Origin of the sequence: Nocardia sp. NPDC050793, assembly GCF_040654065.1 — a bacterium.
In the GTDB taxonomy this organism is placed as follows: Bacteria; Actinomycetota; Actinomycetes; order Mycobacteriales; family Mycobacteriaceae; genus Nocardia.
This window is the reverse complement of the sequence record NZ_JBFAHG010000002.1, coordinates 763,356-779,490: the sequence shown is the minus strand read 5'-3', so window position 1 is coordinate 779,490 and position 16,135 is coordinate 763,356. Positions and strand designations below refer to the sequence as shown.

Sequence of the window (16,135 nt, the reverse complement as noted above, 5' to 3'; positions counted from 1 at the left end):
TGTAGACATGGACAAACCCACATTCGGGCAACGGATCACCTACGATCTGGGCCGCGAGCTCCCGGAGGAGCTGCACGAGTGGGTCATTCACGACCTCGTCGGACACGGGGCCACGGAGCGGTACCTCGTCCGATTCCTCGTGCCGATCATCCCGTTCTTCGCACTGGTGCTGCTGTTCCCCGGACCGATGCCGCTCAAGATCGGCATGATCGTGATGATGATCGTGCCGCTGATCGTTTTCACGGTGGCGCTGACCTACGTATGGCGCCGCTTCCGCTTGATCCAGCACGGCCTGAGCCCGGACCTGTTGGACCACGGCCGGATCTCCGACAGCGACCGCGAGAAGTACGAACTGCGCTACCGGCACCATTGACGCCGGACACCACCCGCGCCGGACACCGTTGACCGCCAGGGCAAGCGGTCACCGTCGAAAGCGGCCGCGGCCATGACAGCGACCGAGCTCACATCGAGCAACCGGTCGCGGCCACCGCTCGACGCCGCACCCCTAAGCTGACGTTCGTGACCGAATCAGTGAACATTGCCACCGCCGATCTGGCCGACGAGATCGGCCCCGAGATCCGCAGCTGCGACACGCAGTTCATTCAGTTCGGCGGCCGCGAGGTGTTCTCCGGGCGCATCACGACCATCCGCTGCTTCCAGGACAACCTGCTGGTCAAGCAGACGCTGAGCGAACCGGGCAACGGCGCGGTGCTGGTGGTCGACGGCGGCGCGAGCGTGCACACCGCGCTGGTCGGCGATATCATCGCGGGCCGCGGCGTCGACAACGGCTGGGCAGGGGTGATCGTCAACGGCGCCGTGCGCGATTCGGCGATCCTGCGCACCCTCGACATCGGCATCAAGGCGCTGGGCACCAACCCGCGCAAGAGCACCCAGACCGGCAGCGGTGAGCGCGACGTCACGGTCGAGTTCGGCGGCGTCACCTTCGTGCCCGGCGAGATGCTCTACAGCGACCACGACGGCATCGTGGTGCGCGCCGAATCCTGAACCGGCCCCGGCTAGTCCGGGGCGACCCGCGCCTTGTGACCGGCGAGGGCGACGACGTCGCCGACGTGCAACTGCCGTCCGCGCCGTAGTTCGACCTCGTCGTTCACCCGGACCAGGCCCGCGGCGATCACCGTCTTGGCCTCCGAACCGGAATCGATCAGATTCGCCAGTTTCAAGAACTGGCCGAGCCGAATGACGTCGTCATCAATCGGCACATCGACTGGATCCGACATGGCGTACATCCTCGCGCCAGGAACCCCGGATCGGCAAACCGCCTGTCAGCCGCGCCGCGGCGGGCACATGCGTCAACCCGACCGTGGGGCACTCTCGACCACCTCGAGGGCGAGTCTTACGAGCCCGTTCGCGGCCCGTCTCGCGGCCCAGCGGTCGAAGCGCATGCGACGAAGTCGCCGGTCTCGACCGCTGGGGCGCGAGACATCAGGGGGCCGCGAACACGCCGCGCGAAGGCGCGGCAAACCAACACAGCAGCGTCCACACTGGATTGGTGACTTCCACGCAAGCCGGTGAGCGGACCGAGATCGAACCCCTAGCGGAGCGGCCGACGCCCCCGGTCCCGCACCGCGGGCACGGCCGGTTCGCTCAGGTCCCGCACATCGCGGGCACTGTGCTCGGCGTCTTCGCCGTGGCGTGCTTCTTGTGGAGCCTCTCACCCGCTCTGCGTTTCCTGACCGAGGTGCCGCGCCGCTACATCGACGACTACTACTTCGACGCGCCCGACACCAACCTGATGTGGGCCCTGATCGTCGGCCTCATGGCGGGCGCTATCGCCAGTCGCAAACGCATCGCCTGGTGGCTGCTCGTCGGCTATATCGCGCTGTTCGCGCTGACCAACGCGGTGGAATTCGCGAACGAGGGCAATATCGACGCGCTCGTCGCGATGATCGTGCAGCTCGGCGTGATCGGTGTGCTGATCGCCTGCTCGCGGGAGTTCTACACCAGGGTGCGCCGCGGCGCGGCCTGGAAGGCGCTCGGCGTTCTGCTCGGCGGGTTGGCGGTGGGCTGTCTGCTCGGCTGGGCACTGGTCGAGCTGTTTCCCGGCACGCTGCCGTCAGGCTGGCAGCGGCCCGGCTGGGCGTTCTACCGGGTGACCGCGGCGATCCTGGTGGACAACGAGCATTTCGACGGTCATCCGCGCCCGTTCGTCAACTTCCTGCTCGGCCTGTTCGGCGCGATCGCGCTGCTGGCCGCGGTGATCACGCTGCTGCGCTCGCAGCGCGCGCAGAACGCCATGACCAGCCTGGACGAGTCGGCGATCCGCGGCCTGCTCGACGGCTCCGATGTGGAGGATTCGCTCGGCTACTTCGCCACCCGCCGCGACAAGGCGGTGGTCTTTGCGCCGAGCGGAAAGGCCGCCGTCACCTATCGCGTGGAACTGGGTGTCTGCCTGGCCAGCGGCGACCCGATCGGTGCCCGCGAGGCCTGGCCGCAGGCTATCGACGCTTGGCTGTGGCTGGCCGACCGATTCGGCTGGACGCCCGCCGTCATGGGCGCCAGCGAACTCGGAGCGACCGCCTATCGGAGGGCCGGGCTGTCCGCGCTGCGCCTCGGCGACGAAGCCATCCTCGACACCCGGAGCTTCTCGCTGGCGGGGCCGGAGCTGAAGCAGGTCCGCCAGGCCGCGAACCGGCTGCGCAAGCACGGCATCTCGGTGCGCATCCGCAGGCACGGTGACATCCCCGCGGAGGAGTTCCCGCAGATCATCGCCATGGCCGACGCCTGGCGCGACACGGAGACCGAGCGCGGTTTCTCCATGGCGCTCGGCAGGCTCGGTGACCCGCTGGACGGCGATTGCCTGCTGGTCGAGGCGGTGAATCCGCAGGACCGGGTGCTCGGCATGCTGTCGCTGGTGCCGTGGGGCCGCACCGGCGCGTCGCTGGAGTTGATGCGCCGCGACCCGCAGAGCCCCAACGGCGTGATGGAGCTGATGATCTCGCAGCTGGCGCTGACCTCCGACCAGCACGGCATCACCAGGGTGTCGCTGAACTTCGCGGTGTTCCGCTCGGTGTTCGAGGAGGGCGGGCGGATCGGTGCGGGCCCGGTGCTGCGGCTCTGGCGCGGCGTGCTGCTGTTCTTCTCGCGGTGGTGGCAGCTCGAGGCGCTGTACCGGTCCAATGTGAAATACCAGCCGCACTGGGTGCCGCGCTTCTTTCTGTTCGAAGAGCGCAGGCAGCTGGCGCGAGTCGCGGTGGCCAGCGGCTTGGCCGAAGGGTTCCTGCCGCGCTTCGGCGAGGAACCCGAGACCGCCGTGCACACCGGCCTGCACAGCGCGGTGCCGGACACCATTACCGGCCTGCACGCCGACGGAAGCGCGCCGGACATGCCGGAAATCGGTATCGCCGAACACCTTCCGCGCCGCCCCGAGCAGGTCCGGGTGCGGATGGACAAGCTGGACAGGCTGACGGCGGCGGGCATCGACCCGTATCCGGTCGCCTATCCCCCGACGCACACCGTGGCCGCGGCCCGGCGCTCACCGCGCGGAACCACGGTCCGGGTGTGCGGCAGGCTGCTGCGCATCCGCGACTACGGCGGGGTGATCTTCGCGGTGCTGCGCGACTGGTCCGACGACATCCAGCTGGTCATCGACCGCGACCGGGTCGGCGCCGAGCGCAGCGCCGAGTTCGGCGAGTACTTCGACCTCGGCGATCTGATCGAGGTGAGCGGCCAGATCGGCCGCAGCCGCCGCGGCGAACTCTCACTGCTTGCGGCCGACTGGCGGATGAACGGCAAATGCCTGCACCCGCTGCCGGACAAGTGGAAGGGCCTCGCCGATCCCGAGGCCAAGGTGCGCCAGCGCTACGTCGACATGTCCATCGACCAGGAGACCCGCGAGGTGCTCGCCAAGCGCAGCGCGGTGGTGCGCTCGCTGCGCGACTCGCTGAACTCCTGGGGCTACCTCGAGGTCGAGACGCCGATCCTGCAGCAGGTGCACGGCGGCGCCAACGCGACGCCGTTCCTCACCCACATCAACGCCTACGATCTCGACCTCTACCTCCGTATCGCCCCCGAGCTCTACCTGAAACGCCTGTGCGTCGGCGGCATGGAGAAGGTCTTCGAGCTGGGTCGCACTTTCCGCAACGAGGGCGTCGACTTCAGCCACAACCCGGAATTCACCATTCTCGAGGCATACGAGGCACACAGTGACTACGAGCGCATGATGCACATCAGCCGACAGCTGATCCAGAACGCCGCGATGGCCGCCAACGGCGCCATGGTCGCGATGCGGCCCACCGACGAGGGTTCGTTCGAGGCCGTCGACATCTCCGGCGAGTGGCCGGTGAAGACGGTGCACGGCGCGGTGTCGGAAGCCATCGGATCCACCATCACCCCGCAGACCTCCGTCGAGGAACTGCGCACGCTGTGCGACGGCGCCGACATCCCGTACCAGCACGGCTGGGACGCGGGGCAGGTGGTGCTGGAAATGTATGAGCACCTGGTGGAATCGCAGACCCGAGAACCAACCTTCTACATCGACTTCCCGACCTCGGTCTCGCCGCTGACCCGCGCGCACCGCAGCATCGCAGGCGTCACCGAGCGCTGGGATCTGGTGGCGTGGGGCGTCGAACTCGGCACGGCCTACAGCGAACTCACCGATCCGATCGAGCAGCGACGCAGGCTCACCGAGCAGTCCATGCTCGCGGCGGGCGGCGATCCGGAGGCGATGGAGCTGGACGAGGACTTCCTGCGGGCGCTCGAACACGCCATGCCGCCCACCGGCGGTCTCGGCATGGGCGTCGACCGGATCGTCATGCTGATCACCGGCCGCAGCATCCGCGAGACGCTGCCGTTCCCATTGGTGAAGCCGCGCTGAAACTTTCGAAACCGCCACGCGAGGATCTCACTATGAGGGATTTCATCATCGAAGGATTAACGATGATCGAAACCTGCCGATAACCTTTGAGACTCGGCTCCGGGAGGAAGCCGACACCTTCGATGATCGGGATGGGACATATGTACGTTGACCTGTTGACCAATGCCAGCCTGCTGGATCCGTCCGTGTGGGCGAGCCCGGACACCTGGACAACGGCCATGGAGTACGCGGCCAAGAAAAAGAAGAAGAGCAACAACGGTCTCCTCTTCGGCGGCATCTGCTGTCTCCTCGTGGTCATCGCCATCGCGGTGGGTATCTACCTGCTGCTCAAGCGCAAGAAGGGCGACCAGCAGCCCCCGAACGGTCAGCCGCCCTACGGCGCACCGGGTCAGCCGCCTTACGGCCAGCCGGGTCAGCCCCCCTACGGTCAGCCGGGCCAGCCGCCTTACGGTCAGCCGGGCCAGCCGCCCTACGGCCAGCCGGGCCAGCCGCCTTACGGCCAGCACTGATCCGACTCGGACGCGAAAAGCCCGGGGCGCGAACGCGACCCGGGCTTTCGTGTGCGGCGCGGAATCGGCTCGGCCCGCCGTAGATCGGCGGCCGAGTCGTTTCGCCCGGACTACATCCGACCGATCGAGGTCAGGTCGATGTCGATATCGAACGGAACGCTCAGGCGCAGGCGGTCGTGGTGGATGCCGGTGAGCGCGTAAGTCTTTGTCGCGGGGTCGAGTTCGTACACGTAGACGACCGGGTGCCCGTCGAAGTTCTCCACTCGCCAGAAGTACGTCATACCGGCCTTGGCGTACAGCTGAGGTTTCCGCTCGCGATCACGAGTTCGGGATTCGATCGACACAACCTCCACGGCCAGCACGACTTCCTCGGGCCAATAGGTTGTCCTTTCCAGACCGCCATCGGCGTGCGCACGCACCACCAGCACATCCGGTTCGGGCCGCTGGTCCCGTCCGAGCGTGACTGTGATCTCGCGGCGAACCCGCATGCCGGCAGGCGCGAGGCGACGCAGCATCGATTCGAGCAATGAGATGACCAGCATGTGAAACCTCGCCTGCGGGCACGCGAAGACTAGACTCCCGTCGATCAACTCGGTGTGCGGCGGCAGGTCGGGCAGGCGGTCCAGGTCCTCGGCGACGAACCCGCCGGGCGGCGGACGCAACCACTGTGGGAACGGTTCGGCGGTCACGGCGACGAGTATGTCACCGCACTTCGACGCGATGTATCCGAAAAGCACTGCCTGAAGTGAACAACAGCGATGCAGAGCGAAAACCCGGGTCCCGTGGCCCGCGCCCCGGACTTTTTCCGCCTGACAACGCCACCTGAACCGGACCGCCGCGGGAGCATGCGGCAGAGTGGGTGGGTGCAGTTGATTCTCGTTCGCCATGCGCAGCCGCTTCGGGTGTTGAACGCGTCCGGTCCCGCCGATCCTGAGCTGTCGGAGGTGGGGCGGGAGCAGGCGGAGCGCGTGCCCGGTGCGTTGAGCCACCATCGGATCGCGCGGGTGCTGAGCAGTCCGCAGCGGCGGGCGCGCGAGACGGCGGCGCCGACGGCGGCCAAGCTGGGGCTGCCGGTGGAGATCGTGGAGGATCTGGCCGAATACGATCGCGACCTGCCCGCCTACATTCCGATCGAGGACGCCAAGCTGGAGTTCCGCGACGCCTACGAACGGATCAAGGCCGGATATCTGCCCGAGCAGATCGACGGTCCCGCGTTCGTGCACCGGGTACGCGAGGCCGCGATGGAGATCGCCGCGAGCACCGATCCCGCCGACACCGTGGTCGCCTTCGCTCACGGCGGCGTGATCAACGTGCTGTTGCAGGAGGTGCTCGGCCTGCCGCGGCCGCTGACCTTCCCGATCGACTACTGCTCCGTGACCCGAATCCTGTTCTCCCGCACCGGCCGTCGCAGCGCCGCGACCGTGAACGAGAACGGGCACGTGTGGGACCTTTTGCCCCGCAACATCGGCCGCTGAATCGCAGGAAGATTCGTCACGGTTGACATCGACCGCGGATCGAGTGGGACCTGTCGCCCCGTAACCTCCGCCGCTCATCGCAGGAGTGCCCGCCACCGTTAACGTCGACCGCGGATCGAGTGGGACCTGTTGCCCCGCAATGCCGGCCGCTGAATCGCAGAAGCGCCCGCCACCGTTAACATCGGCCGCGGATTCACAGTGAAGCCCGCCGCTCACAGCGGACTACCAGAATCGTCGCACCCCGGTCACAGCGCCGCGCCCTTCGATGGGAGTTCGTGAGTCACCGCGACTCACGCTCTGAGAGAAGGGAGTTCCGAATGCTTTCCAAGACGAACATGCGCCGAGGAGCCGTCCGGGTCGCCTTGGCGGGCGCGATGGTGACGATTCCGCTGGCCGCGGTGGCGGCGACGGCCAGTGCGGAAGCGCCCGCGGCCGGCACCGTTCGGGTTCAGCAGGGGACGGAGGGTCTGGTGCTGGAGCGCACCGATGTCAGCCGTCCGTATCCCGGTGGGCGCCACGGGCACGACCGGCCGGGCCACGACGGAGTGAATTCCCACGAGTCGGACTACTACACTTCGCCCGGCGCCGGGCCACGCGTCCTCCAGGAGGGGATCCCGCCGACCACGTGAGGAAGCTCCAGCGCCAGCTGATCCGGCAACGACAAAGGCCACCCTCCGCGCGAGGAAGGTGGCCTTCGTGGTGTCTACAGACCGATCAGGCCATGCCCGCGATCCAGTTGTGCATCCAGGTGATCGCGGTCTGCCCGCCGCCGACCGAGTAGCTGCCGTACACGGTGTGCGCCTGCGAGCTGTAGAAACGCTCCAGGTCCTTGGCGCGCTGCTGGTTCGCCGCATCGGTGAGCTGCGACTGCAGGGTCGGCACGCCGCCGTGCGCCATCAGATCGCTGATGATCGCGCCTGCCTCGAGCTGGTAGCGCCAGATGTTGGCCGGGTTGGCGTCGGAGCTCTGGGCGAGGAAGCCGGCGAAACGGGTGACGAAGTCGTCGGTCGCGGTCGCGCAGTACAGGTCGTCGACCGCGCAGATGGTGCGGGTACGGTCGCTCAGCCAGCCGAAGCCGCCCACCCGGGGGCCGCCCGCACCGGCGCCGGGCGCGACCGGGCCGACCTGGACGTCGGTCGGCGAGCGGCGCGGGTCGGAGATCAGACCGACGCCCGCGATGCGATCGGGGGAGACCACGCCGAGGCCGGTGCCGATCTCGGCCGCGAGATCTCCGGCGGCGTCCGCGCCTTGGCTGTAGCCGACCAGCGCCACCTCCGTCGCGCCGCAACGCCGGGCCATGTCGCCGATCAACCCGCGCGCGGCACTGACCGCCTCGTTCTTCGAGTTGCCGTAGACCTCACCCTCCCAGGGGAAGGCGGTCGCCGCGTAGGTCACGTAGTCGACGTCGACCGAGCCCGGCAGGCCGCGGGTGACGCCCGCCAGCATGCCTGGCTCCGGCTTCTTGTCGTGACCCGTCTCCCAGGTGCCGGGGATGGCCACCACATAGAGGCTGGGGCAGTTGTCCGCCGCCGCGGTCCCACTGCCGAACACCAAGCCGGAGGCGATCGCCGCGGACGCGCCGAGGGCCGCGACAAGCTTCTTCAACTGCATACTGCTCCAGTTCAACCTGGCCCCGGTGGTGGGGCGCTCCCCGTCGAGTTGCCGCTCACATGCTGAACGCGATGGATGTCGTTCCAGTGGACGCGAAGTCAACCCGAGCCACCCACCGCGTTAACGCCTGTACGACGTGCACGACGAGCCCGCAGGTCGACCGCACGCCGTTGATCACAATAGGGCTCGCGCGCCCCATTCGCCATTCGGGCCGCACTCGTGTCCGATTTCCGACAGCGCACACACGAAAGCGCCCGTGGACGAGTTGTCCACGGGCGCCTTGCGTTTGCTTCAGGCTGCGTTCAGCGCCTCAGGCGCCGATCAGCGCTGGGCGACCATCGTCGGGGTGACCGGCGCGGGCAGCGCCGTCTCGCCCTCGAGGAACTGGTCGACCGAGGAGGCCGCGGCGCGGCCTTCGGCGATGGCCCAGACGATCAGCGACTGGCCGCGGCCCATGTCACCGGCGACGAAGACGCCGGGAATGTTGGTGGCCCAGTTCTTGTCGCGCTGGACGTTGCCGCGCTGGTCGTAGCCGACACCGAGATCGCTGAGCAGGCCCGGCTTCTCGGGTCCGACGAAGCCCATCGCCAGCAGCACCAGATCCGCCTCGAGGGTGAAGTCGGTGCCATCGACCTTCTCGAAGCGGCCGTTGGCCATCCTGACCTCGTGCGCCTCCAGGCCGGTGACCTTGCCGTCCGCGCCGACGAAACGCTCGGTGTTCACGGAGAACACCCGCTCGCCGCCCTCTTCGTGCGCCGAGGAAACCCGGTACATCAGCGGGTAGGTCGGCCACGGGGTGGACGCGGCGCGCTCCTCCGGCGGACGCGGCATGATCTCGAACTGGTGCACCGACTCCGCACCCTGGCGGTGCGAGGTGCCGAGGCAGTCCGCGCCGGTGTCGCCGCCACCGATGATGACGACCTTCTTGCCCTTGGCGTGGATCGGCGGCAGGCCTTCGGCGTCGGTGACGTCGTCGCCCAGCTGCACCCGGTTGGCCCAGGGCAGGAACTCCATCGCCTGGTGGATGCCGTCCAGCTCACGACCGGGGATCGGCAGGTCACGGGCCAGCGTGGCGCCGCCTGCCAGCACGATCGCGTCGAACTGCTCGCGCAGCTCCTCGGCGGTGATGTCGACGCCCACGTTCACGCCGGTCTTGAAGATGGTGCCCTCGGCTTCCATCTGCGCGAGACGGCGGTCGATGAAGCGCTTCTCCATCTTGAATTCCGGGATGCCGTAGCGCAGCAGGCCGCCGATGCGGTCGGCGCGCTCGAACACGGTCACGGTGTGACCGGCGCGGGTCAGCTGCTGGGCGGCGGCGAGACCGGCCGGGCCGGAACCGACGACGGCGACCTTCTTGCCGGTGATGCGGGTCGGGTAGACCGGGGTCACCCAGCCCTCGTCGAAGGCGTTCTCGATGAGCTCGACCTCGACCTGCTTGATCGTCACCGGGTCCTGGTTGATACCGAGGACGCAGGACGCCTCACACGGCGCGGGGCACAGGCGACCGGTGAACTCCGGGAAGTTGTTGGTCGCGTGCAGGCGGTCGATGCCCTCCCGCCACTGGCCCTTGTACACCAGGTCGTTCCACTCGGGAATCAGGTTCCCGAGCGGACAGCCGTTGTGACAGAACGGGATACCGCAGTCCATGCACCGGCTGGCCTGGGTCTGCAGAGTGTCGTGCGAGAACTTCTCCTCGTAGACCTCTTTCCAGTCCATCAGGCGCAGCGGAACCGGACGCCGCTTGGGCAGTTCCCGCGAGGTGTGCTTCAGAAATCCCTGTGGGTCAGCCACGTGCGGCCTCCATGATCGCTTCGTCCACGTCCTTGCCGCTCTTCTCAGCTTCGGAGATGGCGAGCAAAACCTTCTTGTATTCGCGCGGCATGACCTTGACGAAGTGGTTCACCTGCTGCGACCAATCGCTCAGGATGCGATCGGCGACAGCCGAACCCGTCTGGTCACGGTGCTCGGTGACGATGTCGTGCAGCCAGGTGAAGTCGTCACCCGCGAGCTGCTCGATGGCGTCGGTCTGTTCCGGGTTGACCCGCGCGGCGAACGCGCCTTCCGGGTCGTAGACGAACGCGACACCGCCGGACATACCGGCGCCGAAGTTGCGCCCGGTCTCGCCGAGGATGACGACCCGGCCGCCGGTCATGTACTCACAGCCGTGGTCGCCCACGCCCTCGACCACCGCGGTGGCGCCCGAGTTGCGCACGGCGAACCGCTCGCCGACCACGCCGTTGATGAACGCCTTGCCGCTGGTCGCACCGAACAGGATCACGTTGCCCGCGATGATGTTCTGGTCGGCGACGAAGTCCGACGGCGCGCTCTGCGACGGGCGCACGACGATGTGACCGCCCGAAAGACCCTTGCCGACGTAGTCGTTCGCGTCACCCTGCACCCGCAGCGTGATACCGGCCGGCACGAAGGCGCCGAAGCTGTTGCCCGCGGAACCGGTGAACGTGATGTCGATGGTGTCGTCGGGCAGGCCGGTGCCGCCGTACAGCTTGGTCACCTCGTGGCCGAGCATGGTGCCGACCGTGCGGTTCACGTTCGTGATCTTGGTCTCGAACTTCACCGCCTGGCCGCGCTCCAGCGCGTCCCGGCTCTGCGTGATCAGCTGCTGGTCCAGCGCCTTGTCCAGGCCGTGGTCCTGCGACTTGGTGCAGCGGCGGTCCTGGTACATGAACGCCGTCTCGACGTCGTCCAGGATCGGCGACAGGTCGAGCTTGCTGGCCTTCCAGTGCTCCTTGGCCTTGGAGGTGTCGAGCATGTCGACCCGGCCGATGGCCTCGTCCAGCGTGCGGAAGCCGAGCGACGCCAGCAGTTCGCGGACCTCTTCGGCGATGAACAGGAAGAAGTTCTCGACGAATTCCGGCTTTCCGGTGAAGCGTTCGCGCAGCACCGGGTTCTGCGTCGCGACACCGACGGGGCAGGTGTCGAGGTGGCAGACGCGCATCATGATGCAGCCCGAGACCACCAGCGGGGCGGTGGCGAAGCCGTACTCCTCGGCGCCGAGCAGCGCGGCGATCATGACGTCGCGACCGGTCTTCATCTGACCGTCGACCTGCACCACGATGCGGTCGCGCAGACCGTTCAGCAGCAGCGTCTGCTGGGTCTCGGCGAGGCCGAGCTCCCAGGGACCGCCCGCGTGCTTGAGCGAGGTCAGCGGGGACGCGCCGGTGCCGCCGTCGTGGCCGGAGATCAGCACGACGTCCGCGTGCGCCTTCGACACACCGGCGGCGACGGTGCCGACGCCGGGCTCCGCGACAAGTTTCACGTGAATCCGAGCCTGCGGGTTCGCGTTCTTCAGGTCGTGGATCAGCTGCGCCAGGTCCTCGATCGAGTAGATGTCGTGGTGCGGCGGCGGCGAGATCAGGCCGACGCCAGGCGTCGAGTGCCGCACCTCGGCGACCCACGGGTACACCTTGTGCGCGGGCAGCTGGCCGCCCTCGCCCGGCTTGGCGCCCTGGGCCATCTTGATCTGGATGTCGGTGCAGTTGGTCAGGTAGTGCGCGGTGACGCCGAAGCGACCCGAGGCAACCTGCTTGATCGCCGAACGACGCCAGTCGCCGTTCTCCTCGACCTCGAAGCGGGCCGGGTGCTCGCCGCCCTCACCGGAGTTCGAGCGGCCGCCGAGCCGGTTCATCGCGATCGCGAGGGTCTCGTGCGCCTCGGCCGAGATGGAGCCGTAGCTCATCGCGCCGGTGGAGAACCGCTTCACGATCTCCGAGGCGGGCTCGACCTCGTCGATCGAGATCGGCGCGCGCTGACCGCCCTTGAACTTGAAAAGGCCGCGCAGCGAAGCCAGACGCTCGGACTGGTCGTCGACCAGCTTGGTGTACTCCTTGAAGATCGAGTACTGGCCCGAGCGGGTCGCGTGCTGCAGCTTGAAGACGGTGTCCGGGTTGAACAGGTGGTATTCGCCCTCGCGACGCCACTGGTACTCGCCGCCCACCTCGAGCTCGCGGTGCGCGCGCTCGTTGCGGTTCTCCAGGAACGCCACCCGGTGCCGCGCCGCCACGTCGTCGGCGATCTCGTCGAGGCCGATGCCGTCCAGGTGCGAGCGCAGGCCGGTGAAGTACTCGTCCACCAGGTCCTGCGACAGGCCGATCACCTGGAACAGCTGCGCGCCGTTGTACGAGGCCATGGTGGAGATGCCCATCTTGGACATCACCTTCAGCACGCCCTTGCCCGCCGCCTTGTTGTAGTTGGCGACGGCCTTGCGGTAGTCGGCCTCCAGGCTGCCGGTGCCGAGGTCGAGCGCGCCGCGCTCGAGCATGTCCTCGATGGTCTCGAAGGCCATGTACGGGTTGATCGCGGCCGCGCCGAAGCCGACCAGCATCGCCATGTGGTGCACCTCGCGGGCGTCACCGGCCTCGATGACCAGGCCGACCTTGGTGCGGGTGCGCTCGCGCACCAGGTGGTGGTGCACCGAGGAGGTGAGCAGCAGCGACGGGATCGGCGCCAGCTTCTCGTTGGACTCGCGGTCGGAGAGCACGATGATGCGCGCGCCGCCGTCGATGGCCGCCGACACCTGGGTGTTGATGGCCTGCAGCGCCTTGCGCAGGCCCTTGCCACCCTTCTTCACCGAGTACAGGCCGCGCACGACCACCGAACGCAGCTCGGGCTGCGAGCCGTCGTCGTTGATGTGCACGAGCTTGGCCAGCTCGTCGTTGTCCAGGATCGGCTGCTCGATGGCGATCTGCTTGCACGAGTCGGGGCCGGGGTGCAGCAGGTCGGCCTCCGGGCCGATGTTGCGCTTGAGGCTGGTGACGACCTCTTCCCGGATCGCGTCCAGCGGCGGGTTGGTGACCTGCGCGAACAGCTGCGAGAAGTAGTCGAACAGCAGGCGCTGGCGCGACGACAGCACCGCGATCGGGGTGTCGGTGCCCATCGAGCCGAGCGCCTCGAGGCCGGACTTGGCCATCGGGGAGATCAGCAGGTTCAGCTCTTCGTTGGTGTATCCGAAGATCTGCTGGCGGATCAGCACGCGGTCGTGCGACATGTGCACGTGCGGGCGGTCCGGCAGATCCGCGAGGCGGGTCACACCCTCGTCCAGCCACTGCTGGTACGGGTGCTCGGCGGCGAGGTCGGACTTGATCTCGTCGTCGGTGACGATGCGGCCCTTGGAGGTGTCGACCAGGAACATGCGGCCAGGCTGTAGTCGGGCCTTCTTGACGACCTTGGACTGGTCGATATCGAGCACGCCGACCTCGGAGGCCATCACGACGAGGCCGTCCTCGGTGACCCAGATGCGGCTCGGCCGCAGGCCGTTGCGGTCGAGCACGGCGCCGATCACGGTGCCGTCGGAGAAGCACACCGACGCCGGGCCGTCCCACGGCTCCATCAGCATCGAGTGGTACTCGTAGAACGCCCGCCGCTGCGGGTCCATGTTCTCGTTGCGTTCCCAGGCCTCGGGAATCATCATCAGCACCGCGTGGGGCAGGCTGCGGCCGCCGAGGTGCAGCAGTTCCAGCACCTCGTCGAAGCGGGCCGTGTCGCTCGCACCCGGGGTACAGACGGGGAAGATCTTCTCCAGGCGGTTCTTGCCCGCGGAGTCGGTCCCGAACACGTCGCTGTTCAGCAGCGCCTCGCGGGCGCGCATCCAGTTCTCGTTGCCGGTGACGGTGTTGATCTCACCGTTGTGCGCCACCCGGCGGAACGGGTGCGCGAGCGGCCACGACGGGAAGGTGTTCGTGGAGAACCGGGAGTGCACGATGCCGAGGGCGGACTCCACCCGGCCGTCCTGCAGGTCCAGGTAGAAGGCGCGCAGCTGGGGCGTGGTGAACATGCCCTTGTAGACGAAGGTCTGGCCGGACAGGCTCGGGAAGTACACCGACTCCCTGCCGACGGCGCCCTCGCCCGCGCCCTGCGAGCCGAGCTCGTGCTCGACGCGCTTGCGGATGACGTAGGCGCGACGCTCCAGGTCCATGCCGGACAGCTGCTCGGCGGCACTCTTCGGCGAGGCGATGAAGATCTGGCGGAAGGTCGGCATGGCGTCGCGTGACAGCGCGCCGAGCGACGACTCGTCGATCGGCACCTCGCGCCAGCCGAGAACCTCGAGGCCCTCTTCCTTGACGATCTTCTCCACGCCGTATGCGGCGCGCGCGGCCTCGCGACGGGCCTGCGGCAGGAAGGCGATACCGGACGCGTAGGACCCTTCGGCGGGCAGCTCGAAGTCCACGATCGCGCGGAAGAAACGGTCCGGGATCTGGATCAGGATGCCCGCGCCGTCGCCGGAATTCGGCTCGGCACCTGCAGCACCGCGGTGCTCCAGATTCAAGAGGGCCGTAATAGCCTTGTCCACGATGTCGCGGCTGCGGCGGCCGTGCATATCGACGACGAATGCGACACCGCAGGCGTCGTGTTCGTTCGCCGGGTCGTAAAGACCGATGGGTCCAGGTGACCTGTGGCCAGGAAGTTGCGTCATGCCTCTGCCTTCAAGAAAGTGGCCTTCGATGAAAAAACGGCCTTTCGTCGAACGCCTCCGTCAAGACTGCGCCCGTACGTTCCGGAATCCAGCCGCGCTGATGGTCTTCCGGCGTGCAGTCACGTCTCCAGTTGTCCACCCGCGATGGTTAAGTGGGTGCTCGTAGGTAACGGAACGCTTACGTGTTCCGTACCTCCGCGCGGGTGTTCGCCCGCTACTCTGGGCACCTGCCTGGTGAGCCGAGCGGGCGATGGTTGCCGAGCTTTTCGTGTTCGGCGTAAGAGCAAACGATAAGTCAGGTCCGGGGCCCAACCAACTTAGGTAGCACTAATAACCTGGTCTAGCTGGGCTTCTTCATAACGGTCCTCCACGTGTGCGCGTCGTCCAGTGTAAAGCAGCGAATGGGCCCCGATCGAGCCCCCGGCACTCGGTGCCGAGTGGAGGACGCACGCCTCCGCACGCCGGTCCTACGGGGCCGCACAACCCCGAGAACAGGCGCTCACCTGCATCGAAGATGATTTCCCCTGCCCGGAGAACGGCAAACCATCTGTGCCGCGGCTAACTCGTTCGCGACCTCGATGAGACATTTCCGACAGGGGTGTGACAAGCCTCAGAAGGTATCCGACCGTCCGGATTCTTTTGCCCCGTGTGCTTTTCAGCACATTTTCAGCAAACAAGATCAGTGTTGTTGCACACACCGCGCGGAGCGTTCGCCGACCGCCGCTCAGCACAGGGCGGAAACGGCGCGAATCAGCGCCAGCCGATGCAGCGGATCCATGCTCTGGAGCAGGGCGAACACGCCGTGCGCCAGTCGTTCCATGCAATCACGCGCGGCCAGTTCGGCCCGGTGCTCGACAAGCTGGTCCATGATCGCCAGGTTCAGCCGATCGATCGTCGGACGCACGTCGGTCAGATCCGGTGGCGTACTCGGGGCGGCGGCGGGGTCGAACCGCCAGCGCGCGATCAGGCCGTACTGCACCGTCTTGCTGGCCTCGATCTGGCCGAAAAACACCCTCCTGACCCAGTTTTCGGGCAGGCTGTCGGCCGCGCCGATGCGCGCCATGGCGTCGTAGACCTCCGCCTCGCGCACCGGGTCGTCGATGACCGGCGCCGATCCGTCGCGCGCGGCGTCAGCCCACTTGGCGGCCGCAACGGCGTCGGCGGTGTCGAGACGCTGGGCGATCAGGAAGACGAGCGGGTCAAGCGACCTGTTCAGAGGCTCGCCGGGAACCGGTCGAGCACTACCCGCGGCCCACACCAGCAGCACCGCCGACAG

General features: G+C 67.6%; 12 protein-coding genes. 6 read left to right on the top strand and 6 right to left on the bottom strand.

What is annotated here, in order from left to right:
• The first annotated feature begins 7 nt into the window (after window positions 1-7).
• Both AB0H50_RS09020 and rraA read left to right on the top strand, forming a co-directional pair.
• Complete coding sequence (locus tag AB0H50_RS09020; RefSeq protein ID WP_357448771.1) at window positions 8-373, top strand: DUF5313 family protein; 366 nt, start codon at window positions 8-10, stop codon at window positions 371-373.
• A 146-nt stretch (window positions 374-519) separates the two neighbouring features.
• Window positions 520-1,005 (top strand): ribonuclease E activity regulator RraA, encoded by a 486-nt coding sequence (gene rraA / locus AB0H50_RS09015; RefSeq protein ID WP_067786464.1) that lies wholly within the window; start codon window positions 520-522, stop codon window positions 1,003-1,005.
• A gap of 11 nt (window positions 1,006-1,016) precedes the next feature.
• Here the strand turns inward: rraA and AB0H50_RS09010 are convergent, their stop codons facing one another.
• Entirely contained in the window at window positions 1,017-1,238 is a 222-nt protein-coding gene (locus tag AB0H50_RS09010; RefSeq protein ID WP_068066219.1) for an RNA-binding S4 domain-containing protein, read from the bottom strand.
• A 305-nt stretch (window positions 1,239-1,543) separates the two neighbouring features.
• Between AB0H50_RS09010 and lysX the strand changes: the two genes are divergently transcribed.
• Together lysX and AB0H50_RS09000 are read left to right on the top strand one after the other, a co-directional pair.
• Window positions 1,544-4,834, top strand: coding sequence for a bifunctional lysylphosphatidylglycerol synthetase/lysine--tRNA ligase LysX (lysX, locus tag AB0H50_RS09005; RefSeq protein WP_357449393.1), 3,291 nt, complete (start codon window positions 1,544-1,546; stop codon window positions 4,832-4,834).
• 131 nt (window positions 4,835-4,965) lie between these two features.
• Window positions 4,966-5,343 (top strand): hypothetical protein, encoded by a 378-nt coding sequence (locus AB0H50_RS09000; RefSeq protein WP_357448770.1) that lies wholly within the window; start codon window positions 4,966-4,968, stop codon window positions 5,341-5,343.
• Between the two features lie 110 nt (window positions 5,344-5,453).
• On the opposite strand, the gene AB0H50_RS08995 is transcribed toward AB0H50_RS09000, so the two are convergent.
• Window positions 5,454-6,032: a Uma2 family endonuclease gene (locus AB0H50_RS08995; RefSeq protein WP_357448768.1), complete on the bottom strand. Its 579-nt coding sequence runs from the start codon at window positions 6,030-6,032 to the stop codon at window positions 5,454-5,456.
• Between the two features lie 174 nt (window positions 6,033-6,206).
• On the opposite strand from AB0H50_RS08995, the gene AB0H50_RS08990 reads away from it, so the two are divergent.
• Both AB0H50_RS08990 and AB0H50_RS08985 read left to right on the top strand, forming a co-directional pair.
• Window positions 6,207-6,818 (top strand): histidine phosphatase family protein, encoded by a 612-nt coding sequence (locus AB0H50_RS08990; RefSeq protein ID WP_357448766.1) that lies wholly within the window; start codon window positions 6,207-6,209, stop codon window positions 6,816-6,818.
• A gap of 317 nt (window positions 6,819-7,135) precedes the next feature.
• Window positions 7,136-7,447, top strand: coding sequence for a hypothetical protein (locus AB0H50_RS08985; protein WP_357448764.1), 312 nt, complete (start codon window positions 7,136-7,138; stop codon window positions 7,445-7,447).
• 85 nt (window positions 7,448-7,532) lie between these two features.
• On the opposite strand, the gene AB0H50_RS08980 is transcribed toward AB0H50_RS08985, so the two are convergent.
• From AB0H50_RS08980 to aroQ, 4 genes are all read right to left on the bottom strand, one after another.
• Window positions 7,533-8,429, bottom strand: a complete 897-nt coding sequence (locus AB0H50_RS08980; protein ID WP_357448763.1) for a cutinase family protein — start codon at window positions 8,427-8,429, stop codon at window positions 7,533-7,535.
• A gap of 321 nt (window positions 8,430-8,750) precedes the next feature.
• Window positions 8,751-10,220 (bottom strand): glutamate synthase subunit beta, encoded by a 1,470-nt coding sequence (locus AB0H50_RS08975; protein WP_357448761.1) that lies wholly within the window; start codon window positions 10,218-10,220, stop codon window positions 8,751-8,753.
• Window positions 10,213-14,859: a glutamate synthase large subunit gene (gltB, locus tag AB0H50_RS08970; protein ID WP_357448759.1), complete on the bottom strand. Its 4,647-nt coding sequence runs from the start codon at window positions 14,857-14,859 to the stop codon at window positions 10,213-10,215. The genes AB0H50_RS08975 and gltB overlap by 8 nt, the downstream gene beginning before the upstream one ends.
• A 724-nt stretch (window positions 14,860-15,583) precedes the next feature.
• The gene (gene aroQ, locus AB0H50_RS08965) at window positions 15,584-16,126 is read right to left on the bottom strand and encodes a gamma subclass chorismate mutase AroQ (protein WP_357448757.1); all 543 of its coding nucleotides are present in this window, start codon (window positions 16,124-16,126) and stop codon (window positions 15,584-15,586) included.
• Window positions 16,127-16,135 lie beyond the last annotated feature (9 nt).